Origin of the sequence: Flavobacterium agri, assembly GCF_013401995.1 — a bacterium.
Lineage (GTDB): Bacteria > Bacteroidota > Bacteroidia > Flavobacteriales > Flavobacteriaceae > Flavobacterium > Flavobacterium agri.
In genome coordinates, this window is sequence record NZ_JACBJI010000002.1 from 228,811 (window position 1) to 252,293 (window position 23,483).

Sequence of the window (23,483 nt, forward strand, 5' to 3'; positions counted from 1 at the left end):
AATTACATAAAAAAACTCCCGCCGAGATCGAAAGCGGGAGTTTGCAACAGTTGTCTAGTTATTAAGATTGCATGAGGTTCAATATACCTAGAGGTTTTTCGGGTTTAGACGGATCGATGGTCTCGTCGTGCTGCGAAAGGTCGAGCCCGAGATGTTCAGAGTCTTCGGAAACGCGCAACGGGATGAAATAGTTGGTCACTTTGAACAAAATCCAAGCGCCTGCAAAAGTGAAAACCGATACGAGCACGAGCGCCATCATGTGATGCCCGAAAACGTTCCATCCGCCGTGAAGCAGGCTCGCGTTCTCTCCTTGGGCGAAAATCGCGGTCAGGATCATACCCATGATGCCGCCGACGCCATGGCACGCGAAAACGTCGAGCGTATCGTCTATTTTCTGCATGATTTTCGACGTCAAAACTTTATTGGAAACGATGGCCGTGATGAATCCGAAGAAGATGCTTTGCGGAATCGTGACGAATCCGGCGGCAGGCGTGATCGCGACCAATCCTACGACCGCGCCCACGCAAGCGCCCAAAGCCGAAACCTTGCGTCCGTTCAATCGTTCGAAGAAAATCCAGGTGAGCATGGCTGCAGCCGATGCCGAAGTCGTCGTCCCGAAAGCCATAGCGGCAGTTCCGTTCGCGGCAAGTGCCGATCCGGCGTTGAATCCGAACCAACCGAACCACAGCATTCCGGTTCCGAGCAATACAAACGGGATGTTCGTTGGGATGTGTTTTGCGTTTTTGCGTTTTCCGAGCATAATCGCTCCGGCAAGTGCGGCGAATCCGGCACTCATGTGTACGACCGTTCCTCCGGCGAAATCCTTGACGCCGAAATAGGTCGCCAGAATCCCGTTCGGGTGCCAGACCGAGTGGCAAAGCGGCGCATAGATGAAAAGGATGAACAGGCAAATGAACAGCATGAACGAAATGAAGCGCACGCGTTCGGCGAACGATCCGGTGATGATCGCGGGTGTAATCACGGCGAATTTCATCTGGAACAACGCGAAAAGCATGAACGGCACGGTCGAGGCCATGACCTTGTGCGGTAAAACCCCGACGTTGTCCATAAACGCGAACGAAGTCGGATCGCCGAGGAAGCTGTAGAATTTCCCGTCGATCGTAAAGCCGATAGGGTCGCCGAACGAAAGGCTGAATCCGACCACGACCCATAGCAAGGTTACTACGCCAAGGCATATGAAACTTTGCAGCATAGTCGAGATTACGTTTTTCTTGCCGACCATCCCGCCATAGAAAAACGAAAGCCCGGGCGTCATGAAAAGCACCATGCTCGAAGCGCCGAGCAACCACGCGACATCGGCAACGTTGATCTGTTCAAGCGTTCCGAATTGTGAGGCGGTTTTAGCGTTTTCGCGCGATTCGGGCCAAAAAAGTCCGGCGATGGCGACGATCGTTATCAGCAGGAAGGAGATGATCCAACGTTTCTCTAGCTTTTTCATTTCAATTTATTTAAAATCAACCCCTATTTATACAGGGGTAAAAATATAAAAAAATAAAGTTATTAAGATTAAAGCATTATAAAAAATAGGGGTATAAAATATTTATTATGATTTTTGATTTGTTGCTGATGAATTCAATTCGTCCTTAAGAAGCGAAAATGTATGCCCGAACGAAATGCGGGACGTAAATTTGCATCTTCTTTTCGCTGAAAAATCATGAAAAAAAGTCTATTGCCGCTTATGTTGGGCGGCCTCACCATAGGAATTACCGAATTTGTGATCATGGGTTTGTTGCCCGATATCGCGTCCGATCTGTCGATTTCGATTCCCGAAGCGGGCCATTTGATTTCGGCCTACGCGCTTGGTGTCGTGATCGGCGCGCCAGTATTGGTCATTCTCGGACGTAATTTCCCGCCTAAGAAAATGCTGTTGTGGCTTTCGTTCGCGCTGGCTTTTTTGAACGGCCTTTCGATCATTGCACCCAATTATGAGTTTTTGGTTTTGACGCGTCTGCTTTCCGGATTGCCTCACGGGGCGTTTTTCGGAGTAGGTGCGGTCGTCGCGAGCCGTCTGGCCGACAAGGGAAAAGAAGCCCAGGCGGTTTCGATCATGTTCGCCGGACTCACGATCGCCAACGTGATCGGCGTACCGATCGGAACGTACATCGGCCATCACCTCGATTGGCGATACACGTTCGTGATCATTTCGGTGATCGGGTTCCTCACGTTGCTTTCGATGTACTTGCTGATGCCGAACCTTACGAAAACGGAAAGCGAAAACATCAGGACCCAACTGAAATTCTTCGGCAAAGTAGAAGCGTGGCTGATTGTGTTGATCACGGCCATCGGTTTCGGAGGGTTGTTCTGTTGGATCAGTTACATTGCGCCTTTGCTTACGAACGTATCGCATTTTTCGGCTGAATCCGTTCCGTATATTTTGATCCTCGCCGGATTGGGAATGGTGCTCGGCAACGTGATCGGTGGTCGTCTCGCCGACGCGTTTTCACCTGCCAAAGCGGTTTTGGGCTTGCAAGTCGTGATGGCCGCGGTGTTGGTATCGGTCTTCCTGTTCTCGGAAAATCAATACGTTTCGCTTTTCCTTGTCTTCCTGACGGGATGTACGGCTTTCGCGATGGCCGCACCCATACAAATGCTGATGATACAGACGGCCAAAGGAGCCGAGATGTTGGCGTCGGCGGCGATCCAGGCGAGTTTCAACATCGGAAACGCGCTCGGGGCTTTCCTGGGCGGATTGCCGCTCGTTTTCGGATACGGGTATGAATTCCCGAATTTGGTTGGTGTGGTGATGAGTTTGGTCGGGGCCGGGGTCGTGATCGCGTTCCTGAAGCGTGCAAGGATCGTCGCATCCCAGGCATAAGGAAACCGCCTTTTATGATGGGCGGACGTTCACGTTCGTGACCTAATCTTTTTCATGCCTTAGACTACAAGTATCCTACGCTTTGACTACCCTTTGCCATCGCTTTGCGCGGACGGCTTTTCGGGGTCTAAATCGTCCACGGCACAAAAAAAAGCGGGCCTGAACCCGCTTTCGAAATCTTTGCCGTCAACTTTCCGGAGACAGCTGCCCCATCCGGGCCGTCACGGCTTCGATGAACACGTCCACTTCTTCCAACTCGCGGAGGATGCGGCGCAAATCCATTTCTTTTACGAGCAGGGCCACGGTGCCGTAGCTTTCCATACGCGTCTCGATGAGGAACTTCTTGTATTCCAATCGGGTCTTGCGGTCCATCGCGTCTTCCTTGGACGGTCCGTCGGGCAGGGCTGCGATGATCGTTTCCGTAGCCGACAGTTCGGCGATCACGCCCTGCAAATCGGCGGACAACTGAAGGGACGCCTCGGTAAAACGCGAGGTAAGGCGTTCATCGGTAAGCTTCTTGAAATCGAGGTCGGCTTTCTCTTTGGCCGCCATAGACAGCAACACGTTGCAGTCGGCGATCGTGGCCAGGTTCTGTACTGAATAATTCATGATTCGAATGTTTTGGTTAATACTGGAGTTTCGCGATTCCGGGACGGCGCCATCCCGAATCATCGCAAGGCGAAACTATCGGCGTACCGCAACCGAAACAAAAAGTTGTGGGCGCCATTCGCGAATGAAGCTATTCTCATTCGCGAATGGACACATGCGATTCGTGAATTGAGCAGTGGATTTCAGTGGGATTGACGTGGATATCCGGCAAAATTTCCGAACGGCTGCCAATGGTGTTTGCGCGAGTTTGATTTATGGTCTTGAATTGGGAGAATCCAGCTTCGATCGCAGGAATTTTTCTTCGAGTTCGAGGAGTTCAAGACGCAGTTCGAGTTTCGGAAGTTCGGTATCGGTGTCTTTGGTTGATGTTTTGGACATCTTGTTTATCCATGCGTCAAGATTGCGTTGTAGGACTTCGGGCTTACCTGCGTTGCGTTGCTGCAGGAAAGCGGCCAGTTGTGAACGGCGCAGCGCGGTTTCCTGTTTTTCTTTAAGGGACGCGATTTGCCGTGAGGCAAGTGCGCGCTGGTAGTCGTTTTCGAGTAGTTCGTTTTGGAGGTGGTTGCGGAGTTGGGAGTGGTCGGAAGCTTTAGGCGTTTTTTTGGTTATCGTTACTGCTCCTTTTGAAAACACCAACAGTTCGGCTAACAGCTGCTGGCCTGCCAAATGGAGATCGCGCCGCCCCAGCTCGATCATGGAATAATGGCTGCGGGATATATTCAATAATGTCGACATTTCCTGTTGGGACAAGTTCAGTTGGGTTCTGACATAGGTAGCAGTATTCATTTTGAGGCAAATTTTTCTTGAAGATAAAAAAATGCCTCAGATTTGAGGCAGAATTTTTTACAAGAATTTTTTTTGCCTCAAGATATGATTGGAGCTAAAAAAACCCTCCGGGGTGGAGGGTGGTGTATCATTTGCTCTTGTAGAGGTTTTCGTAGAGGGTTGCTTTTTCGCGCTCGGCTTGTAGGAGGCGTTCGTAGAGCTGTTTGTTTTCTTCGTGGGATTTGAGGAGTTCGTCGAGGGGGTTGAAGGTGCAGTTATAATTTAGGGAAGATGAATTATCGTGGTACGTGTTCCCGATTATATTGAAGATCGCTTCTTCAGAAAAGTTTTTGATGGCTTCTGAAGTCACACCTAACACTTCGGCGATTTGACGCAATCGTTCTTCATCGACCGACTCACTGTTTTCGATATTGGAAACCGATTGTTGGCTGATTCCTAGTTCCTGCGCAAGATATTCCTGCTTCATGTTACGGAGTTCGCGGATGCGGGATATTTTGCGGCCGATGTGTTTGGTTGGGGTTTCCATAATGATTTTGGTGTAGAAAGTTATATTCCAAAAATACAATTTTATGGTTATGGTTCAGCCGCTAATAAATCGGAATTGTTATTGTTGGCTTTGTATTTTTTAGTACGGATGGAAACTATAGTCTGTTCGATTGTAGAGATTACTTCGTCTAGGTTTTTTTTGATTTTGGTGGACCAGAAACGGAGGACGGTCCAGCCTTTGGAAGCAAGGTAGGCATTGACTTCCAGATCGCGTTGGATATTCCGCTCGATTTTCTTTTCCCAAAATTCGGCATTCGATTTGATTTTTCCTTTTCGTTCCTGCCAGTTGTGGCCGTGCCAGAATTCTCCATCGACGAAAATGGCGAGTTTGTATTTTTTGAAAGTCAGGTCAGGGGTACCTTTGATTTTCCGGTTGTTTTTTCGGTATCGATGGCCGCGATGCCAAAGGGTTTTGGCCAAAAGAATCTCCTCTTTGGTTTCTTTCCCTCTTATCTTCGACATCAGTTGACTCCGTTTTTCCTTGGAGAATTTGTCCATCAATCATCATTTATTTTAAAGTTACACCCAAATGGATTAATGAATATGCGGGTGTCGTGATTTTAACAAAATCGGATTTAGAAGAAACATTGTCCGATTGCTATGTCATTGCCTATATTTGCCTCAAGTACTTTCCCCTTAGACATGATAAAAACGATTGAGCTATTCGCCGGAGTCGGCGGGTTCAGGGTTGGCTTGGAAAGAGTCAACAAAAAATTAGAAAAGCAAGCTTATGGCGTCGTATGGAGCAACCAATGGGAGCCATCCACGACGACTCAACACGCTTCCAGAATATACGAGAATAAATTCGGATCCGGGAACCATTCTAACGTCAGCATCGAGGATGTGGATGTCAAGGATATCCCTGATCATGATATGCTGGTCGGTGGCTTTCCATGTCAGGATTATTCGGTGGCCACGACTTTAAAGAACTCCAAAGGACTTTTGGGAAAAAAAGGGGTACTGTGGTGGTCGATACACCGCATATTGAATGAAAAGAAAAAAAAGCCGAAATATCTTTTCCTGGAAAATGTAGATCGTCTGCTCAAGTCCCCAAGTAATCAACGTGGACGTGATTTTGCCGTCATGTTGAAAGGCTTGGACGAATTGGGTTACGCCGTGGAGTGGCGGGTCGTAAACGCAGCGGATTACGGATTTCCTCAAAGAAGGAGAAGGATATTTTTCCTCGGGTTCCATAAAACGTCGGATCTTTATAAAAGGATGAAAAAAGCTTCCGCCGAGGAATGGATTAGGGAAGAAGGAATAATGGCAAAATCTTTTCCTGTCGATAGTGATTTGAAGTTCGCTCAGCCATTTGATATCAAAGGGGATTTGAAGGAAGTAAGTGATGATTTTGGAAAAGGTATGAAAGTATCACCCTTTCTTAACTCAGGAATCATGTTTGACGGGCATATTTATACTGCCAAAGCCATCCCTAGTTATGAAGGAGAAAAGGCCGCATTGAGAAGCGTCTTAGTAAATGAATCTGAAGTTCCTGAAGAATATTTCATAGACGAAGCCGACCGCGACAAATGGACATACCTGAAAGGAGCGAAAAAGGAGATACGGAAAAGTAGTACGGGATTCGAATATAATTATTCTGAAGGGGGAATGGTTTTCCCTGATCCTTTAGACGAACCTTCAAGGACAATCATTACAGGTGAAGGCGGCAAATCGCCATCAAGATTTAAACATGTGATCACTACCAAAAAAGGGTTACGACGATTGTTGCCGATCGAGCTTGAGAGGCTTAACATGTTTCCTGACAACCACACGGAGTTGGAAGGTGTTGCGGACGCGAAACGTGCTTTTTTGATGGGCAATGCACTTGTCGTTGGAATCATCGAACGTGTGGCCGAGGTTTTAGCGGAAGAGATCGACCGTTAAAGTTGGGTGTCATATTGTGGGCTGGAGTTTGGGTCTTGTGTTTTTAGAATAGTTGTCTCTTCCAGTTTTTTAAGAAACGGATTCTCATAACCGACCTCCATCACTATGTTTCCTATTTTCTTCCTATCCGCGTGTTGATGATGGCCTATTTTAAATGTCTTTGGCGGCAATAGTCCGATAATGAACAACGGTACTGTCAGTACATTATTCAACGGGGGTAGATATTCCAAATACTTTTCATAAGTTCCTACGGCACCATCGAAGCCTCCTAGTCTTTTTAGGGCTTCCGTGGCGGTAATGACCACACCAATTTTTGTTTGGATTGCTTTCTGGACATGATTCAATTCGCTGGCCAATACAGGTTTCAAAAGATTCCACGCCACCACCGAACCATGGTTGAACGCGACTTCGACAGAAATGTCTCCTTTCGCGAAGTCAAGACGCCATGTGTCGCCTTGATATTTCGGATTCTGGAATATTTCCGATTCCTCCCGCCAGCCTTCCGCGACGAATCTTTCGCGTAATAACTGGTTTATCGCTCGCGAAAGGCTTTTCGGAATGCCTTCCACACTTTTTGCGCCATAAGAGGAATGCATAAGTATTATGTCCTCATCCGATATGCTATCTATGACGCCTGTCAGTTCATAAAACTGGTCGACGAAGTCAGGTTCATGCAGGATTACTCCAGCATGTCGAAAAGAATGTGCTATATATTCCATCAATCGATATCTTGAAGAATCGCGGACATGGTCGTACCCAAAGCTTTTGCGAGTTTCCGCAACATATCTATAGATATATTGCGTTGCCCTTTCTCGATACTCTGCATATAAGTGCGGTCGATATCGGCAAGTCCTGCCAAAGTTTCTTGGGAAATCTTCTTTTCAAGGCGCAATGCCTTGATTCGAGAGCCAACGATGTCGTTCAATTCCATATCGGATAAAATTGATGGATCGTCGATTATAATACAACGGGGTATAGTCCGCCTTCTAATTGTGTTTTAAAAAAATTCCCTCTAATTAGAGGGATTAAATATCCATCCAATAATCCCACTGAGGTGTCGGGATCTCGATTCCCGAATTAGGTAGCACCGAAACCACGAAAAATCCGTTTAGCAGTCTGTTTCACGTCCGACAAACGTCGCGTGTCTGTTGTAATGCGCGGTCGAAGAGGATTCGCTCGAACCCAGGCGGTTCCACCGGGCACACATTTTGCGCAGCGCGCAAGCAAAATGTCAATAAACACTTCCAAACTCCCGAGGCATCATAAAATCGGCGTAAAGAAAATCCAGCCCATTGCCGTAAAGAAAAGAATACTGTTTGAGCGCAGCGAGTTTATTCTTTTTAGGCAATGGGCCGGATTTTTAGCCGATTTTATGCGAGCCTTGAATTTTTGCTTCTTTTGTTTCAAGACAAAAGAAGGTCACCTGCAGGTTACATACTACACAAACTTTAAACTCTTCAACCAAAAGAAAAACCAACATTAAAATTATACATCAAAAAGTAGAAATCCTATAAACCACCATTTTCAACCCGATTTTAACTTGACACTACAAACCACACAATCATGAAAGCACCTTTACTTACTGCTATTATTTTATCGGTCGGTATCTTGTCTTGCGAAGATTGCGACGATTCTCCGGCAACGGTCAATCCAAATCAGGACATCGTTGCCACCTTTAAACTCACCGGATACATCGTTCCCGAAGCTGTCGACATCGACCAGAACGGCCAATCGTCTTCGAATTTGATACACGAATCCGATTGTTACCATCCGTCGTTCCTCACGTTCAATTCGGACGGCACATATCGGCTTCGCCACAACCAGCTTGTCGTCGCCGGTTCCGAGACCGATTGCCATTCGAGAACCACGACCGGGAATTGGACGCGCAACGGCAACGTGATCATCGCGACGCCTCATTCGGGACAGCCGATGCAGTTCACGTTCTCGCAGGAAGACCAAACCATGAGCCGGATTTTGCCTCAGGCCGATTATCCGCGCATCGACCACGAAACCGGCGATCCTGAAACCGCGCAAGGCGACGTCACCACCGTTTTTACGATAGATTAATTTCCTCGATACCAATTGCCCAATAAAAAATCCGGATGTCATGTCCGGATTTTTTTGTGGTGCGAAAGCGTTTACATTTCGACCTCTTTGCCTTGCTTGAAAAAGTTGACGTAGAAGAATTCGTACGGTTTCAACCCCAACTCTATAAAGGTCGCGTTGAGTACTTCGGCTCTTTTTTCGTTATACGCGTCGGTCCGTTTCAAAAATTCGACGAAATGGTCGAGGCTGTCGAACCGGAAACTCAATTTCGTGTTCAGCGAATACGGCGTGATCTTGAAATCGAAATCGTGTCCGTGCTTGCTCTTCTCGGTGATTTGGTGAAAACCCTCGGCGATCAGTGAGTCGAGTATGTGTTTGTACTTGTCGGTCATGGTCGTAGTTGTTGAATTCTTGATTTGGATATCGCTTGAAAAAGCGTTTCCCTACTCAGTCACTCCAATTTACCACTTTCCCCCAAACGCCTTTCCCAAATATCTGCTAAAACATTTTATCCCAACATGATAAATGTCATATGACGGCCCGAAACGCGGAGGTAATTTTGACTTGTAATTCTAAATCAAACGTCATGAGCACTTACGACAGATATTTCCACAAGTTCGAGAGCAGTTTCTTCGCCAGCATCACCATGGGCGTACTCGTTTCAAGTATTATGGGCGGAATCGCCGCGATGGCCGTGCTGCAAAACGGTACGTCATTCGCGCAGATGGCACAGCTTTTCTTTGTCGTCGTGGCCGCCATCGGATTCAACGGCAGCATCCTTTCACAGCAAAGCCCGCGTACGATCTACAACTTCCTGATCGCGAGCCTTATGTTCAATACGATGATCGCGATCGTGAACTTTGCGATGTAGGTTGATTCCGACGGAGGAGGAATCTCGGCCAAAACGCATCGGACTAGATTCCTCCTTCGTCGGAATCTCCAAATAACCCCAAACAAAAATCCCGATTACATCAAGTAACCGGGATTGTCTATTTTAAATCATCTTCCAAATAACGATTGGAATTTGGAATTTGGAATTTGGAATTTGGAATTTTTCCTCTTACCAAATTTTCACACGCTTTTCGGGAGCCAAATACAAACTGTCGCCCGGTTTCACGTCGAACGCTTTATAGAACTCGGGAATGTTGCGCACGATTCCGTTCACGCGGAAATGAGCCGGCGAATGCGGGTCGGAAGCCACTTGGTTACGCAACGATTCTTCGCGCTGCAAGCTCAACCAAGATTGCGCATAACCGATAAAGAAACGCTGTTCACCCGTGAACCCGTCCATTTTGGGAGACGGTTTTCCTTTAAGGCTGATCTGGTATGCGCGATATGCGATCGTAACGCCGCCCAAATCGCCGATGTTCTCACCCAAAGTAAACGCTCCGTTCACGGTTAGATCCGGGAAAACCTTGAATTCGTTGTATTGGTTCACCAAAGCACCTGTTCTTTCCTTGAACGCCGCGTGGTCTTTTTCGGTCCACCAGTTGCGCAATACGCCGTCTCCGTCGAATGAGCTTCCCTGGTCGTCGAAACCGTGTCCGATCTCGTGCCCGATAACCGCTCCGATAGAACCGTAATTCACCGCGTCGTCCGCATTCAAATCAAAGAAAGGCGGTTGCAGGATCGCGGCCGGGAACACGATCTCGTTCAAAGACGGGTTGTAGTAAGCGTTCACCGTTTGAGGCGTCATGCCCCATTCCGAGCGGTCCACTTTTTTGCCTAGTTTCGAGATTTGGCGGTTGTATTCAAATTCGGTCGAACGCTCCATGTTTCCGTAAAGGTCACCTTTGACGACTTTCAAGGATGAATAATCTCTCCACTTGTCGGGATATCCGACTTTAGGCGTGAATTTCGACAGCTTCTCGAGCGCTTGTTTTTTGGTTTCCGGCGTCATCCAGGTCAATTCCTTGATGCTTTCCTCATAGGCTTTCAGAAGGTTCTGAACCAATTCTTCCATTCGTTTCTTGGCTTCCGGAGAGAAGTGCTTCTTCACGTAAACCTCACCTACGATCTCACCCAGATTGTTGTTTACCGCACCGACGCCACGACGCCATTGCTCGCGCTGTTTCTCGGTTCCGTTAAGGGTTTTTCCGTAGAAGTTGAAGTTTTCCTTGTCGATTTCGGCAGTCAATACCGTAGCCGCATCGTGGATCGTGTTCCACTTCAACCAGGTTTTCCAGGTGTCGATCGGCGTGGTCTTGATGATGCCGTCGATGGCTTTCATGAATTCGACCTGAGGGAAAATAATGGTTTTCTGCCCTTTGATTTTCGCGTTCTCGAGCATGGCCGTCCAATTGAAGTTCGGCATGATCGTCTTGAGGTTCGCGATTTCCTGCGGATTGTACATCTTGGTCACGTCGCGTGTAAGCTCTTTGGTCATGTGCTTGGAAGCGATCGCCGTTTCGAGTGCCATGATTTTTTTGGCGTTCTCGTCGGCTTTCTCATCACCGATGAATTTGAGCATGGCCGCGATGTGCGCCACGTATTTATTGCGGATTTCCACCGATTTGGCGTCGGTCAGGAAGTAGTATTCCCTTTCAGGAAGCCCAATTCCGCTTTGCCAGGTGTACAGCATGTATTTCGTCGGATCCTTGAAATCCTCGGTGACGCCAACGGCAAAAGGAGTAGTCGTTCCGTTTGCGTTCGCTTTTCCGAAATATGCCGCGAGATCGTCGTAGGTCTTAATCTCGTCGATGGCCGCCAATTCCGGCTTCAACGGCGTGATACCTTTGGAATCGCGGGTTTTCTGATCCATGTAGGAGTTGTAGAAATCGCCGATTTTCTGTTCGTTCGATCCATCCGAAAAGTCGCCTTTGGCCGACTCTTCGATGATTTTCTTCACGTTTTCCTGTGCCTCGTCGTCGAGGATTTCGGCTACACCGTACGACGCTTTGTCGGCCGGAATTTTGTTGTTCTTCATCCACGCGCCGTTCACGTAGGCGTCGAAGTCGTTGCCCGGTTTGACGAGCGTATCCATGTTTTTGAGCAAAATGCCCGAAGCGAGCTCTTCTTTCTTGTCCGATTGGCAAGACGCGAGCGACAATAACACCGCTCCCGTCAAAATGGGGATGCGGATCAATGTTTTGTTGGTCATATCAAGTTGGTTAATGATTGCATGTAAGGACGCCAAATTTAGCGAATTGAAACAGCGATTAGTACAAAAACGTTTTCGATTGTTACAAAAAAGCGTCCCGATGCGTGCATTCCCTCGAAACAATTAACAAATTGTCGAAACTTTTTGCACAATAAATTAAGGTCATGTCAATCAACGCATTATATTTTTTTTATATTTAGACGAACTTTAAATCAAAGACCAGTTATGAAAAAACGTTTCCTTAATCTTATGGCGTTGGCTTTGGTAGTTACCGCCACTCTTGCTTCCTGCAAAGGAAAAGAAGGTGCTGCAGACGGTGCGGCCGTAGACAGCGTAGCAGTAGACACGACAACTGCTCCGCCGCCACCGCCACCGGCAGATACTACAGCGGCTGCTCCGGCAGATACTACAGCGGCAGCTCCTGCCAAGTAAGACGATCAAGCCCAAAAAAATATCCCCGTCGTTTTGGCGGGGATTTTTTTTATGTCCGGTTCTTTTACAAACCTCAAAGGTTTTGAAAACCTTTGAGGTTTAGCCGTCCCGAAACGTCGGAGCGCAGCGCATAAAACCTTTGAAGTTCAACAAATCAATTCGCGCTCAAAACCTTCTGCAATTCCTCATACTCGCCCGCCTTCCCAAAATCTTTGGGCGTGTAGCGAATACCTACCATTTGCTGCTTTTTACAATCGAAACTGATTTTGGCCACACCTACGACTTTTCCTTTCTGGCGAAACACTAAAACGTCTTTATAAATGGGACGGCAATTGGTTTCGGAGTTCGTTCCTTTGGTTTCCTTTTGTGAAAAAATTTCCGAAAGTTTCATATTTAAAGAAGCGTCGAGTTCCTTTTTCGAGAATTTGAGGATATCCATATTCTGCACGAAAAGTGTGTCTCTCGGACTTGTAGGCACGTTTCCGGTCACGATTTGCATGAGCCCCAGATCCATTCGCGACTTATCGGGTTTCGAATCGAGGCTGTCCATTTCGGCCTGCGAAATATCCTTGTGGTAATGGATCACTTTATCGAACAGGAAAAAAGGTTGCGCGCCCGGAGTTTCGGTTTTTCCTTGCTTGCACGAGACAAGGCAAACGGCGGCCAATAGAAGGAAGATGCGTTTCATCGGTATCGATTTTTTCATAAAGTTATAAAACATTCGCGCGTGCCAAACAAAAAAGAGGCCTCTTTCTAGCCTCGATATTGCATTGTGGCGTCATAAATAATTGATGTTCAACTGAAAACGTTATAGTTGATAAAAGATGTTAACGCTATCTGAATTTTTCATTTCCGATTGTATTCTTTACTTACTTTTGGCCTCGAAATGAGAATAGCGTTTTTCTTAGTCTACCTGTTTTCCTTCTTCCTTAAAGGGAATCACTATGTGTTGGACCAAAAGGTGCAGCACAAGATCAGCTATTCGCAAAGTGTAGACAAAAACCACCATTCCAAATATGTCAATCCAGATTTCGGCACTTCCGTAGACGAAAACGCCGATCTTGACGAAGAAGAACACAACGGCAGCGACGATCTCAACGACGATTTTTCGGGAGACGACGCACAAGCGTTCCTTCACCACGACTTTATTTTACCTCAAGACTGGTTTCTTTCTATCGCCGGTCGATATTTTTCTAATTTTTCTTCAAACGGCTTTAAGGCATTCGCGCCTTATCACGGCTATTCTTCCCCGATTTACATTATCCACAGGGTTCTGAGGATTTGATCCGTACACATCGGTCTCACCAGATTTGCTCTGGCGGATGTGTACCTGTGTTTTGATGCACGCTCCAGACAATCTGGCGGCTGATGGTATTTTCTGCAAAAATTTACTTCCAACATTTTTGAATTAATCCATTCAAACGCCATCACATTATCATGAAAAAAATTGTCATGCTCGCGGGCTTTGCAGCCTTTTTGAGCCTTGCCAGCTGTTCTTCGAAGACTGAAGCGAAAGAAGAAGCCGGCAAATTCACCGTTACCAATCCCGTCGTGATCGACACGGCTTTCACCAAGGAATACGTGTCCCAGATCCGTTCGGTGCGCAACATCGAGATCAGGAGTCAGGAAAAAGGGTTCCTCGAGAAGATTTTTGTCGATGAAGGCCAATTCGTCCAAGCCGGTCAAGTGCTTTTCCGCATCATGCCCAAAATGTACCAGGCCGAGTTCTCTAAAGCCGAAGCCGAAGCGCGAGCCGCCGAAGTCGAGCTGCAAAACACTAAAGTCCTTGCCGACAAAAACGTCATTTCGCGCAACGAGCAAAAAGTGGCCCAGGCCAAACTCGATCAGGCAAGAGCCGAAATGGCGCTCGCGAAATTGCACCTCGGGTTCACCGAAATCCGCGCGCCGTTTTCAGGAACGATCGACAGGATACCGAAAAAACTCGGAAGTCTAATCGACGAAGGCGAATTGCTCACAAGCCTTTCCGACAACACCGAAATGTTCGCCTACTTCAACGTTTCCGAACCGGAATACATCGATTACATGACCAAAATCAAGGACAGGGGCGATTCCAAAGTCACGTTGATGCTTGCCAACGGAGAACCGCTCAAGTACAAAGGCTCGGTAGAAGTTATTGAAGGAGAATTCGACAACGAGACCGGAAACATCGCCTTCCGCGCCAAATTCCCGAATCCCGACAAACTGTTGAGAAACGGCGAAACGGGTAAAATCCAGATGACTTTCCCGGTTAAAGATGCGCTGATCATTCCGTCAAAAGCGACCTACGAAATCCAGGACAAAAAGTATGTTTTCGTGGTCGGAAGCGACAACAAGATTCTTTCGCGCGAAGTTGAGGTCAAAGGCGACCTTGCCGATTTGTACGTCGTGACCAAAGGCATCAAAGCCACCGACAAAATCCTGCTCGACGGCGTCCAGAAAGCGCGTGACGATCAAAAGATTGCCTACGATTTCAAAGATCCGAAAGACGTGATCGCCCACTTGAAGCTTTACGCAGAATAGTCTAACACCAAAATCTCCGATCATGTTTAACAGGTTCATACAGCGACCAGTGCTGTCTATTGTCATCTCGCTCATCATCGTGTTTTTGGGCGTATTGGCACTCATACAATTGCCCGTTACCCAATTCCCGTCGATTTCGCCTCCAAAGGTGAATGTGACCGTGGAATATCCGGGCGCGAACAACGAATTGCTGATCAAATCGGCAATTATTCCATTGGAACGCGCGATCAACGGCGTTCCGGGAATGAAATACATGGCGTCCGACGCGGGTAACGACGGCGAAGGAACGATCCAGGTCGTCTTCAACCTCGGTACAGACCCGAACGTGGCGTCGCTTAACGTGCAAAACCGCGTGGCTTCGGTCACGAACAAACTTCCGCCGCTCGTCATCCGCGAAGGCGTGAAGATCACCCGTGAGGAATCGAACATGTTGATGTACGTCAACTTGTATTCGACCGACAAGAACACCGACCAGAAGTTCCTGTTCAACTACGCCGACATCAACATCCTTCCCGAGTTGAAGCGCGTTGATGGCGTGGGTTATGCCGACATCTTGGGTAACCGCGAATACGCGATGCGCATCTGGCTCAAACCTGACCGCATGCTTGCCTACAAGATTTCGGCCGAGGAAGTCATGGAAGCCCTGTCCTCCCAAAGTCTCGAAGCGTCGCCTGGAAAAACGGGCGAAAGTTCGGGTAAGCGTTCCCAGTCTTTCGAGTATGTATTGAAATATTCGGGCCGATTTACAACGAAAGAGCAATACCAGAACGTGGTTTTGCGCTCCACTCCCGATGGTGAGATCCTGCGCCTTAAAGACGTGGCCGATATCGAATTCGGAAGTTCGATGTACGATATCTACTCGAATCTTAACGGAAAACCGTCAGCGGCAATCGTCCTGAAACAATCCTACGGAAGCAACGCCCAACAAGTCATCGAGGACGTGAAGGCCAAACTCGCCGAGATCAAGGGCAACTCGTTCCCGAAAGGCATGGATTACGAGATTTCGTACGACGTTTCCAAATTCCTCGACGCATCCATCGACAAGGTTTTGCACACGTTGGTCGAAGCGTTCATCCTCGTCGGTCTCGTGGTTTTCCTGTTCCTTGGTGACTGGCGTTCGACGATCATTCCGGCCTTGGCGGTTCCGGTTTCGCTTATCGGGACGTTTTTCTTCATGCAATTCTTCGGAATCACGATCAACCTGATCACACTGTTCGCCTTGGTCCTGGCAATCGGAGTTGTAGTCGATGACGCGATCGTCGTGATTGAGGCCGTTCACGCCAAGATGGAAGAGGAACACCTCAAACCGCGAAAGGCCACCCAAAAAGCGATGAAGGAAATCGCAGGTGCGATCATCGCGATTACGTTCTTGATGGCGGCGGTGTTCATTCCAGTGGCGTTCATGTCAGGTCCGGTCGGGATTTTCTACCGACAGTTCTCGATCACGATGGCTACCGCGATCATCCTTTCCGGTATCGTCGCCTTGACCTTGACACCGGCTTTGTGTGCGATGATCCTCAAAAACAACCACGGCCACGCCAAAAAGAAAACGCCTATCGACAAATTCCTCGATGGTTTCAATCGTGGTTTTAACAACATGGCGGGCAAATACGACAACATCTTGCGCAAAATCGTGAGCCGCCGCGTGGTGACGTTCGGCGTGCTCGGCGTTTTCTGCGTACTCACGTATTTCCTGAGCGGAAGCGTTCCTACCGGCTTCATCCCAGGTGAAGACCAAGGAATGATTTATGCCGTGATCCAGACGCCGCCGGGTTCGTCCCTCGAGCGCACCAACCAAATTTCGCAGCACTTGCAGAAGATTTGCGAAGGAATCGATGGCGTGTCTTCGGTTTCGTCTTTGGCGGGTTACGAAATCCTGACCGAAGGAACCGGAGCGAACTCCGGAACCTGTCTCATCAACCTCAAGGATTGGAACGAACGCAAGGAAAACGCACGCGAGATCATCGAAGAGCTCGAAGAGAAATCCAAAGACATCGCGGGTGCGCAAATCGAATTTTTCCAGCCGCCGGCCGTTCCGGGTTATGGTGCCGCAGGTGGTTTCGAACTTCGTCTGCTCGACAAAACGGGCACAAATGATTACAAGAAAATGGAACAGGTCAGCAACGATTTCCTGAAGGAATTGAAGTCCAGAAAAGAATTACAGTCGGTGTTCAGTTTCTTCAGCGCGAGTTTTCCGCAATATATGTTGCACGTCGACAACGACATCGCCCAACAGAAAGGCGTTTCGATCGACAACGCGATGAACACGCTTTCGACTTTGGTCGGATCGAATTATGAGATCTCGTTCATTAAGTTTGGTCGCGCTTACAAAGTCATCGTGCAAGCCGCGCCAAATTACCGCGCGTTGCCAAGCGACATCCTGAAATTGTACGTCAAGAACGACAGAGATGAAATGGTACCGTTTTCCGCCTTCATGCGCATGGACAAAGTCTATGGATTGAGCGAAATCACGCGCCAGAACATGTACACGGCTTCCGAGATCTCGGGTTCGCCTGCGCCGGGTTATTCGAGCCAGCAAGCCATCAACGTAATCAACGAGGTCGCAGCCAAGACACTGCCTCGTGGCTACGGAATCGACTGGGCCGGTATTTCGAAGGACCAGGTTGCTCAAGGAAACCAGGCGATTTGGATTTTCCTGATCTGTCTCGGATTCGTGTATTTGATCCTTTCGGCCCAATACGAAAGCTTCGTGCTGCCGTTTGCGGTAATCCTTTCGCTTCCGATCGGGATTTTCGGAGCGTTCTTCCTATTGCAATTGACAGGATTGGAAAATAACATCTACGCCCAAATCGCAATGGTCATGCTTATCGGACTTTTGGGTAAGAACGCGGTATTGATCGTCGAATTCGCGGTACAGAAACACTCCGAAGGCGCGACCGTCCTCGAAGCGGCCATGGAAGGCGCTGCGGTGCGTTTCCGTCCGATCCTGATGACCTCGTTCGCGTTTATTGCCGGTTTGATCCCGTTGTGCCTGGCTTCAGGTCCGGGTGCGGTGGGGAACAGGACAATCGGTACGGCCGCCGCTGGCGGTATGCTTTTCGGGACCGTATTCGGTGTCGTGATCATTCCGGGATTGTATTACATCTTCGGAAAAATCGCCGCCAAGACCCAATTTGTCAAGAATGAAGAAGAAAGCCCTCTAACCGAACAAATCGAGAACTGATGAAAGCAACAAAATATATCATAGTCGCTGCGGCCGCATTGAGCGTCGTGGGTTGTAAAGTGCCTTCCGCGGCGACTTCCAACGAGCCAAAGCCGATGCCCGAAACCTTCGCGTCGAACAAGGACACCATCAACAGCGCCTCGGTGAAATGGCGTCAATTCTTCACCGATCCGAACCTGCAGCAACTTATCGACGTCGCGATCCAGAACAACCAGGAGCTCAACATCACGCTACAGGAAATCGAGATCGCCAAAAATGAGGTGCGCATCAAGAAAGGGGCGTATCTGCCTTCGGTCGGGCTTAGAGCCGGAGCCGGAATCGAGAAAGTCGGGCGTTACACGAGCCAAGGTGCGGGCGACGCCTCTACCGAAATCCGTCCGGGAGAGGAAGTGCCCGATCCGCTTGCCGATTTCACGATTGCAGCCGTCGCGAACTGGGAAGTCGATGTCTGGAAAAAACTTCGGAACTCTAAAAAGGCGCAAGTACAGCGCTATTTGTCGTCTGTCGAAGGCAAGAATTTTGTGATGACGAACCTGATTGCCGAAGTCGCCAATTCGTATTACGAGTTGATTGCTTTGGACAGCCAATTGGAAATCGTGCGCCAGAACATCGAAATCCAGAAAAACGGATACGAGATCGTCAAGGTCCAGAAAGAAGCCGCGCGCGCCACGGAACTCGCCGTGCAAAAGTTCAACGCCGAGGTCCTCAAATCCCAAAGCCTCGAGTACGAAATCCTGCAGCAGATCAAGGAAACCGAGAACAAAATCAACTTCCTGCTCGGCCGCTATCCTCAGGAAATCACGCGTACGAAGACCAACATCATCGATTTGGCGCCGGCTTTGGTCAACGCGGGAATCCCGTCCCAATTGCTCGCGAACCGTCCCGATATCAAGCAAGCCGAACTCGAATTGGCCGCTTCGAAACTCGACGTGAAAGTGGCAAGGGCGGAGTTTTATCCTTCTTTCGATATTTCGGCTGCCATCGGGTTCCAGGCGTTCAAACCTTCGTATCTGTTCACCTTGCCGGAATCGTTGCTCTATAACGTTGTGGGCGATCTGGTCGCTCCCGTGGTCAACCGAAATGCGATCAAGGCTGAATATGCGAACGCCAACGCGCGCCAGGTCCAGGCTTTGTACAATTACGAAAGGACGATCCTCAACGCGTATGTGGAAACGGCGAACCAGCTTTCGAACATCGGAAACCTCGACAAGAGCTTTGATTTGAAAACGAAACAAGTGGCGGCCTTGACGCGTTCCATTGACGTTTCGAACGATTTGTTCAAATCCGCAAGGGCCGACTATTTGGAAGTTTTGCTCACACAACGCGATGCGCTCGAGGCCAAAATGGAGCTTATCGAAACCAAAAAAGCGCAAATGAATGCTGTCGTGAATGTGTATAGGGATTTAGGAGGCGGTTGGAAGTAAGCGAATCCTGAACGGAGAGCCGGTTTTTGCCGGCTCTTTTTTATTGAACGCATAGAGCCGATCGGAAAAGTCTAAACAAGTTCATTCTTTTTTGAGCACGAAGCCGTTTTCCTTAAGCGCGGTGAAGACTTTGATGAGCACTTCGGAACGTACGCGCCCGTCGGTAGACAAACTGTCGGTTTTGACCCAATAACGCACGTTGACCTGAGGTGCCGTCGCGACGATGCCCGACAGCACGACGATGCTGTTCTTTCCTTCGGAGACCACGTCTTTTTCGTCGTTGAGGATTTGTTTCACCAAGTCTATACAGGCGCGGTAATCGGAACCGTATTCAAGTCCGAATGTGAAATCCTGCAACAGGTAACCGCCTCGGTTAAAGTTGATCAGTGTGTTCTTGACGAGTAGCGCATTCGGGATGTAAATGTCTTTCCCGTCGCTTTTGATTTGGGTGTCACGCAGATTGAGCGCCATGACTTTTCCGCGCACACCGTTGCTTTCGATGATATCGCCAACCGTAAACGGACGCTTGAACGCGAGTAAAATCCCCGCGAGGAAGTTTTCACCTATGTCTTTAAGCGCGAATCCGATCACGAAGGCCGAAATTCCGGCTCCGGCCAAAATGCTGCTCGCCACGGCGGTGAGCCCAATGATGCGGAACATCATGAAAATCCCGATGATGATCAGTACGGCTTTGACCAGATTGGCGATAAACGTGGCGAGCAACGGGTCGTGCATGCGTTTTTTGAGTCGGACGTCGGCAAACATCTTGATGCGCGCGGCAATCAGCCACATGATGACGATCACGACCAGTCCGAGCAGTAATTTTGGAGTCACGGCTACGATTTGGTTGTAATAGCCTTCTATGTTTTTGACAAGGTCGTTAAAGAATTCTTCCATGGCGAAAATCTGTTGGATTGATGTTGTTATTCTCCGGTTTGGGCGTTTGGCGCATCGACCGGTTTGGATTGGGGCGAACCTTTCTGCCTAAGGAAAATCGACAGCATCACGATTGCGAATACCGACAAGAACTCGCTTTGCCAATTCTGGAACGATTCGAACCAGAAACGTGTATCGCTTAGGTATTGGGATGCGGTTTCAATCGGTTCGCCTTTTAACGACAACTTAAGGTTTTCGTCTTCGAGACTGCCGAAGAAATGCAACACAAACGAAATCAGGAACAAGACGGTGAACGCAATCGTAAGCGAATGGTTGTAAATCTCGAGCGCGAATCCACCTTTTTTGACGGGCCAAGGCGCATCTTTCCGTTTCGGATCAGGTTCGCGGTCCACGTCTTCGCCTTTGTCGAAATCCTTAGATTCGGACGAACCTTTTTGTTGCAGAAAAATCGTCAGCACGATAAACAACGCCATTTGCAGGAATTCGCTTTCCCAGTTTTCGAATGTCGATTGCAGGAAATGTCCCGATGTGAGATAAGACGCGAGATTTACGGCACGACCTCCATCTTCGGTCACTTCTTTGTTGAATTCCGAAAATCCGAAATAAATCTGGCCTGCAATTGAAAGCAAGAACAATAACAGGAAGACGACCGACAGTCCATTGTTTCTGAAAAAGCGCTTCATTTCCGGAGAACATTTGGGTTTCTCTAATTTCAGGATTTTAACGACTGTTGAAGTTATAGGGAATGCGTTTCTTTTTGTAAGATTTTGGATGGATCGGGAATGAATTAATGGGTAAATTTGGCGGGCTTTGAATCCGAAAGAATTGTCGATGATCTATTAAAACGTATGAGAATTACTTCAATTTGTTTATTGATCCTGATAGGATGCATATCGTGTTATCATAATCCTGTAGAACGAAACACCATTGTTTTAAAAGATGACGTATTAAGCGTAGAGAAAGCGATGTCTCAAATGACCGACCTGATGGCCATCCTTCCCGAAAGGCGGGATGCCAACAAAAATTATATCGTCAAAGCCAATGATAGCATATTTGTAAATGAAGAGCCGGTCGGAACGATAAAACGTTTAGAAAGCAACGATGTGATTTCTGTGTTCAGCGAACGGCAAAAGCGTGATTTTGTTCGTCTTGCGGCTTATCTGAAGAGAAATCATATGGCTTCGTGCTATTTGGAGTTCGGAACCAAGAGATATCTTTTTCCTTATAGAAAATTGGAAGACTACGGATATAACGACTTCCGCGATTTGATGCTAGTAACAGAAAACAGAGATGAAAACCCGGCGACAATCCTTTTTCAGGTTTTGGATCGCAGGTCGAATATTGTTTTGTTGGCTCCCGCCGATGCCGAGATTCGTTAATTAACATAAACGGATCATCGAAAATGAAATTGTTATTACGATAAAAGTTATTAATTATGTTAGATCAAAAGATTAAAACATCTCTAATCGGTCTTTCCTGTTTCGCGTCATTAATCATTTTACTGCATCTCAGGTCGTATTTCATAACTGGAAATTATGAATTTGATGGAGCAGTAGAAAAAATATCGTATAGCAGTAATAAGGGAACACCAAAAGTTATCATCAAAGGGCAGGAGTACATCTTATCCTATAATGATTGGAATGTAGATAGAGAAATAGAACAAGGCGATTCTCTAATAAAACGCAAGGGCGAGATGTCGTTAAAGCTCATAAAAAAAGAAACCCGCGAGGTCATTATTTTCAATAAGTAAGCTATTTGAACTTGGTAGCGATAACCGAATATTTTAGTAAGAAACAAACATGAAAAAAATCCCACTTCTGTTATTGACAATCCTGTTTTTCAGTTGCTATACGGAAACCCATAAAAACAGGCCGTCCGATAAAGCAGCGGCCGGCATTGTCGCCGAATCGCTTTTTTTCGCGATGGAAAGGTCCGATTATAACGGATTGTCCGATTTGTTCGACCACAAATTCCTAGAGATTACGCCAGCCGAAAAAATTCCCGAAATGCTTGCCCAAATGAAGCAAGAGATGGGGTCACTACAAAGCTTCGAACTTGTCTTTTCAAGGACAAAAGTATCTGAAGGATCTGTACAATCGGGAGAATATTATCTGGAATACGAATGCGAATTCGAAAAGCGCAAAGGAAAATGGACCATTACGATGGCCAAATCTGAAGATGGCATAATAAGGATTTTGGGTTATACGTTAAATTTAGCGCCCGAGAAACGTTAGAAATACACAATCAAGAAATCAATCGCTATCCTAAGCAACATACTGGCTTTCATCCCGATTATACATAGATAGCATTTTTTTATGCCATTTTCACAAACGACAGGTTTGAAGTTGTGGATGTGCTATCAGATTTCCTGGCTTTAATAGGATTCTTCACCTGTGGCCCTATTCCACATTGCTGTTTGCGCTGTTAGGGCTTGAATCAAGAATGATATACCGAGTTCTTCCCGGATCAAAAGTTGCGATGGTGACAAAAGTGGCCGTTCCAACACACCAAGATGGCGACCTAAACACTGTCTTTAACACAAACTTGCGGCAAAGGTCAGCATCAAAGCCGCAATTTGTGTGTTGGGATGTTAAAAAATTACCATTGTTACACATGTAAGTGTTCGGGAAAGATTTGACGATAAGATTGTTGTTCGTGACTTACGGTTTTCCATACTTTTTTAACATATTCCGATGCGCAACCCTTTCGATTCCGAGCCCTCTTACAGGTGAACTTTAATAACAATTCTATGAAAAAGATCAAGTTTCAAACCGTAGCCTTAATGGCTTTTTTTGCAATCGGAGCAGCTTCGTGCAGCGATGACGATTCGAATACATCAACCGTGCTTAAGGAAGCGTTCGCTACAGAAGTGACCGGACCTGAAACCGGAGACGTGAACCAGGAATTGACCTACACCGTCAAGTATGCCGTAGACAACGAATGCGGGTTGTTCAACCGATACGTAGAAACGACATCGGGAACGACAAAAACCATCGGCATCCAGGCCAAGTACGAGGCTAACAACTGCGAAGCGGCGGCCGTGATCAAAGACACGATCTACAAATTCAAACCGACTGCGGCAGGCACATACAGCCTTAAGTTCAAGAAATCGGCAACTGAATTTGTGACCAAATCGGTAGCGGTCGACTAAAAAAGTAAAAACCATGACAGGAAAGCATCGGCGTAGAGTCGGTGCTTTTTTGTTTGTGTATGATTCGT

At 47.6% G+C, this 23,483-nt stretch carries 24 protein-coding genes; 12 read left to right on the forward strand and 12 right to left on the reverse strand.

Features of this window, described 5'->3' with window-relative positions:
* Positions 1–61: 61 nt before the first annotated feature.
* Positions 62–1,459: an ammonium transporter gene (locus HZF10_RS05065; RefSeq protein ID WP_176005097.1), complete on the reverse strand. Its 1,398-nt coding sequence runs from the start codon at positions 1,457–1,459 to the stop codon at positions 62–64.
* A 216-nt stretch (positions 1,460–1,675) separates the two neighbouring features.
* On the opposite strand from HZF10_RS05065, the gene HZF10_RS05070 reads away from it, so the two are divergent.
* Complete coding sequence (locus tag HZF10_RS05070) at positions 1,676–2,836, forward strand: MFS transporter (protein WP_176005098.1); 1,161 nt, start codon at positions 1,676–1,678, stop codon at positions 2,834–2,836.
* A 186-nt stretch (positions 2,837–3,022) separates the two neighbouring features.
* On the opposite strand, the gene HZF10_RS05075 is transcribed toward HZF10_RS05070, so the two are convergent.
* The 4 genes from HZF10_RS05075 to HZF10_RS05090 form a co-directional block, all read right to left on the reverse strand.
* Positions 3,023–3,508: a hypothetical protein gene (locus HZF10_RS05075; protein WP_176005099.1), complete on the reverse strand. Its 486-nt coding sequence runs from the start codon at positions 3,506–3,508 to the stop codon at positions 3,023–3,025.
* 189 nt (positions 3,509–3,697) lie between these two features.
* The gene (locus HZF10_RS05080; protein WP_176005100.1) at positions 3,698–4,231 is read right to left on the reverse strand and encodes a helix-turn-helix transcriptional regulator; all 534 of its coding nucleotides are present in this window, start codon (positions 4,229–4,231) and stop codon (positions 3,698–3,700) included.
* Between the two features lie 127 nt (positions 4,232–4,358).
* On the reverse strand, positions 4,359–4,757 hold the full coding sequence (locus HZF10_RS05085; protein ID WP_176005101.1) for a helix-turn-helix domain-containing protein: 399 nt from the start codon (positions 4,755–4,757) through the stop codon (positions 4,359–4,361).
* A 47-nt stretch (positions 4,758–4,804) separates the two neighbouring features.
* Positions 4,805–5,275: a very short patch repair endonuclease gene (locus HZF10_RS05090; RefSeq protein WP_176005102.1), complete on the reverse strand. Its 471-nt coding sequence runs from the start codon at positions 5,273–5,275 to the stop codon at positions 4,805–4,807.
* 102 nt (positions 5,276–5,377) lie between these two features.
* Between HZF10_RS05090 and dcm the strand changes: the two genes are divergently transcribed.
* Positions 5,378–6,661: a DNA (cytosine-5-)-methyltransferase gene (gene dcm / locus HZF10_RS05095; RefSeq protein ID WP_176005103.1), complete on the forward strand. Its 1,284-nt coding sequence runs from the start codon at positions 5,378–5,380 to the stop codon at positions 6,659–6,661.
* On the opposite strand, the gene HZF10_RS05100 is transcribed toward dcm, so the two are convergent.
* Both HZF10_RS05100 and HZF10_RS05105 read right to left on the reverse strand, forming a co-directional pair.
* Complete coding sequence (locus HZF10_RS05100) at positions 6,658–7,380, reverse strand: BglII/BstYI family type II restriction endonuclease (protein WP_176005104.1); 723 nt, start codon at positions 7,378–7,380, stop codon at positions 6,658–6,660. The two genes, dcm and HZF10_RS05100, sit on opposite strands and share 4 nt — an antisense overlap.
* Positions 7,380–7,592 (reverse strand): helix-turn-helix domain-containing protein, encoded by a 213-nt coding sequence (locus tag HZF10_RS05105; RefSeq protein WP_176005105.1) that lies wholly within the window; start codon positions 7,590–7,592, stop codon positions 7,380–7,382. The genes HZF10_RS05100 and HZF10_RS05105 overlap by 1 nt, the downstream gene beginning before the upstream one ends.
* Before the next feature lie 632 nt (positions 7,593–8,224).
* Between HZF10_RS05105 and HZF10_RS05110 the strand changes: the two genes are divergently transcribed.
* Positions 8,225–8,728, forward strand: coding sequence for a lipocalin family protein (locus HZF10_RS05110; protein WP_176005106.1), 504 nt, complete (start codon positions 8,225–8,227; stop codon positions 8,726–8,728).
* A gap of 71 nt (positions 8,729–8,799) precedes the next feature.
* Here the strand turns inward: HZF10_RS05110 and HZF10_RS05115 are convergent, their stop codons facing one another.
* On the reverse strand, positions 8,800–9,099 hold the full coding sequence (locus HZF10_RS05115; RefSeq protein WP_176005107.1) for a hypothetical protein: 300 nt from the start codon (positions 9,097–9,099) through the stop codon (positions 8,800–8,802).
* Positions 9,100–9,293: 194 nt separating this feature from the next.
* Between HZF10_RS05115 and HZF10_RS05120 the strand changes: the two genes are divergently transcribed.
* Entirely contained in the window at positions 9,294–9,578 is a 285-nt protein-coding gene (locus tag HZF10_RS05120) for a hypothetical protein (protein ID WP_176005108.1), read from the forward strand.
* A gap of 189 nt (positions 9,579–9,767) precedes the next feature.
* On the opposite strand, the gene HZF10_RS05125 is transcribed toward HZF10_RS05120, so the two are convergent.
* Complete coding sequence (locus HZF10_RS05125; RefSeq protein ID WP_176005109.1) at positions 9,768–11,807, reverse strand: M13 family metallopeptidase; 2,040 nt, start codon at positions 11,805–11,807, stop codon at positions 9,768–9,770.
* Positions 11,808–12,032: 225 nt separating this feature from the next.
* Here HZF10_RS05125 and HZF10_RS05130 point away from each other — a divergent pair, with 225 nt between their 5' ends.
* A complete protein-coding gene (locus HZF10_RS05130) occupies positions 12,033–12,239 on the forward strand; it encodes a hypothetical protein (RefSeq protein ID WP_176005110.1) in 207 nt (68 codons plus the stop codon).
* Between the two features lie 154 nt (positions 12,240–12,393).
* On the opposite strand, the gene HZF10_RS05135 is transcribed toward HZF10_RS05130, so the two are convergent.
* Complete coding sequence (locus HZF10_RS05135; protein WP_176005111.1) at positions 12,394–12,927, reverse strand: hypothetical protein; 534 nt, start codon at positions 12,925–12,927, stop codon at positions 12,394–12,396.
* 198 nt (positions 12,928–13,125) lie between these two features.
* On the opposite strand from HZF10_RS05135, the gene HZF10_RS05140 reads away from it, so the two are divergent.
* From HZF10_RS05140 to HZF10_RS05155, 4 genes are all read left to right on the forward strand, one after another.
* Complete coding sequence (locus HZF10_RS05140) at positions 13,126–13,524, forward strand: hypothetical protein (protein WP_176005112.1); 399 nt, start codon at positions 13,126–13,128, stop codon at positions 13,522–13,524.
* 152 nt (positions 13,525–13,676) lie between these two features.
* The gene (locus HZF10_RS05145; RefSeq protein WP_176005113.1) at positions 13,677–14,759 is read left to right on the forward strand and encodes an efflux RND transporter periplasmic adaptor subunit; all 1,083 of its coding nucleotides are present in this window, start codon (positions 13,677–13,679) and stop codon (positions 14,757–14,759) included.
* 22 nt (positions 14,760–14,781) lie between these two features.
* Positions 14,782–17,943 (forward strand): efflux RND transporter permease subunit, encoded by a 3,162-nt coding sequence (locus HZF10_RS05150; RefSeq protein ID WP_176005114.1) that lies wholly within the window; start codon positions 14,782–14,784, stop codon positions 17,941–17,943.
* Complete coding sequence (locus HZF10_RS05155; protein WP_176005115.1) at positions 17,943–19,367, forward strand: TolC family protein; 1,425 nt, start codon at positions 17,943–17,945, stop codon at positions 19,365–19,367. Before HZF10_RS05150 ends, HZF10_RS05155 begins: the two co-directional genes overlap by 1 nt.
* A gap of 81 nt (positions 19,368–19,448) precedes the next feature.
* Here HZF10_RS05155 and HZF10_RS05160 read toward each other — a convergent pair whose 3' ends face one another.
* Entirely contained in the window at positions 19,449–20,264 is an 816-nt protein-coding gene (locus HZF10_RS05160) for a mechanosensitive ion channel family protein (RefSeq protein ID WP_176005116.1), read from the reverse strand.
* Positions 20,265–20,290: 26 nt separating this feature from the next.
* Positions 20,291–20,947 (reverse strand): DUF6766 family protein, encoded by a 657-nt coding sequence (locus HZF10_RS05165; RefSeq protein WP_176005117.1) that lies wholly within the window; start codon positions 20,945–20,947, stop codon positions 20,291–20,293.
* Between the two features lie 165 nt (positions 20,948–21,112).
* Here HZF10_RS05165 and HZF10_RS05170 point away from each other — a divergent pair, with 165 nt between their 5' ends.
* From HZF10_RS05170 to HZF10_RS05180, 3 genes are all read left to right on the forward strand, one after another.
* Positions 21,113–21,643 (forward strand): hypothetical protein, encoded by a 531-nt coding sequence (locus HZF10_RS05170; RefSeq protein WP_176005118.1) that lies wholly within the window; start codon positions 21,113–21,115, stop codon positions 21,641–21,643.
* 420 nt (positions 21,644–22,063) lie between these two features.
* A complete protein-coding gene (locus tag HZF10_RS05175; protein ID WP_176005119.1) occupies positions 22,064–22,498 on the forward strand; it encodes a hypothetical protein in 435 nt (144 codons plus the stop codon).
* 548 nt (positions 22,499–23,046) lie between these two features.
* Positions 23,047–23,415 (forward strand): hypothetical protein, encoded by a 369-nt coding sequence (locus HZF10_RS05180; RefSeq protein WP_176005120.1) that lies wholly within the window; start codon positions 23,047–23,049, stop codon positions 23,413–23,415.
* Positions 23,416–23,483: the final 68 nt, after the last annotated feature.

Bases quoted from the DNA above. Each gene is read 5' to 3' on its own strand.
- HZF10_RS05165 (WP_176005117.1), bottom strand. From the start codon at position 20,947: ATGAAGCGCTTTTTCAGAAACAATGGACTGTCGGTCGTCTTCCTGTTA.
- HZF10_RS05155 (WP_176005115.1), top strand. From the start codon at position 17,943: ATGAAAGCAACAAAATATATCATAGTCGCTGCGGCCGCATTGAGCGTC.
- HZF10_RS05145 (WP_176005113.1), top strand. From the start codon at position 13,677: ATGAAAAAAATTGTCATGCTCGCGGGCTTTGCAGCCTTTTTGAGCCTT.
- HZF10_RS05070 (WP_176005098.1), top strand. From the start codon at position 1,676: ATGAAAAAAAGTCTATTGCCGCTTATGTTGGGCGGCCTCACCATAGGA.
- HZF10_RS05085 (WP_176005101.1), bottom strand. From the start codon at position 4,757: ATGGAAACCCCAACCAAACACATCGGCCGCAAAATATCCCGCATCCGC.
- HZF10_RS05150 (WP_176005114.1), top strand. From the start codon at position 14,782: ATGTTTAACAGGTTCATACAGCGACCAGTGCTGTCTATTGTCATCTCG.
- HZF10_RS05170 (WP_176005118.1), top strand. From the start codon at position 21,113: ATGAGAATTACTTCAATTTGTTTATTGATCCTGATAGGATGCATATCG.
- HZF10_RS05080 (WP_176005100.1), bottom strand. From the start codon at position 4,231: ATGAATACTGCTACCTATGTCAGAACCCAACTGAACTTGTCCCAACAG.
- HZF10_RS05105 (WP_176005105.1), bottom strand. From the start codon at position 7,592: ATGGAATTGAACGACATCGTTGGCTCTCGAATCAAGGCATTGCGCCTT.
- HZF10_RS05100 (WP_176005104.1), bottom strand. From the start codon at position 7,380: ATGGAATATATAGCACATTCTTTTCGACATGCTGGAGTAATCCTGCAT.
- HZF10_RS05110 (WP_176005106.1), top strand. From the start codon at position 8,225: ATGAAAGCACCTTTACTTACTGCTATTATTTTATCGGTCGGTATCTTG.
- dcm (WP_176005103.1), top strand. From the start codon at position 5,378: ATGTCATTGCCTATATTTGCCTCAAGTACTTTCCCCTTAGACATGATA.
- HZF10_RS05180 (WP_176005120.1), top strand. From the start codon at position 23,047: ATGGCTTTTTTTGCAATCGGAGCAGCTTCGTGCAGCGATGACGATTCG.
- HZF10_RS05090 (WP_176005102.1), bottom strand. From the start codon at position 5,275: ATGGACAAATTCTCCAAGGAAAAACGGAGTCAACTGATGTCGAAGATA.
- HZF10_RS05140 (WP_176005112.1), top strand. From the start codon at position 13,126: ATGAGAATAGCGTTTTTCTTAGTCTACCTGTTTTCCTTCTTCCTTAAA.
- HZF10_RS05130 (WP_176005110.1), top strand. From the start codon at position 12,033: ATGAAAAAACGTTTCCTTAATCTTATGGCGTTGGCTTTGGTAGTTACC.
- HZF10_RS05160 (WP_176005116.1), bottom strand. From the start codon at position 20,264: ATGGAAGAATTCTTTAACGACCTTGTCAAAAACATAGAAGGCTATTAC.
- HZF10_RS05075 (WP_176005099.1), bottom strand. From the start codon at position 3,508: ATGATTCGGGATGGCGCCGTCCCGGAATCGCGAAACTCCAGTATTAAC.
- HZF10_RS05135 (WP_176005111.1), bottom strand. From the start codon at position 12,927: ATGAAACGCATCTTCCTTCTATTGGCCGCCGTTTGCCTTGTCTCGTGC.
- HZF10_RS05125 (WP_176005109.1), bottom strand. From the start codon at position 11,807: ATGACCAACAAAACATTGATCCGCATCCCCATTTTGACGGGAGCGGTG.
- HZF10_RS05120 (WP_176005108.1), top strand. From the start codon at position 9,294: ATGAGCACTTACGACAGATATTTCCACAAGTTCGAGAGCAGTTTCTTC.
- HZF10_RS05175 (WP_176005119.1), top strand. From the start codon at position 22,064: ATGAAAAAAATCCCACTTCTGTTATTGACAATCCTGTTTTTCAGTTGC.
- HZF10_RS05115 (WP_176005107.1), bottom strand. From the start codon at position 9,099: ATGACCGACAAGTACAAACACATACTCGACTCACTGATCGCCGAGGGT.
- HZF10_RS05065 (WP_176005097.1), bottom strand. From the start codon at position 1,459: ATGAAAAAGCTAGAGAAACGTTGGATCATCTCCTTCCTGCTGATAACG.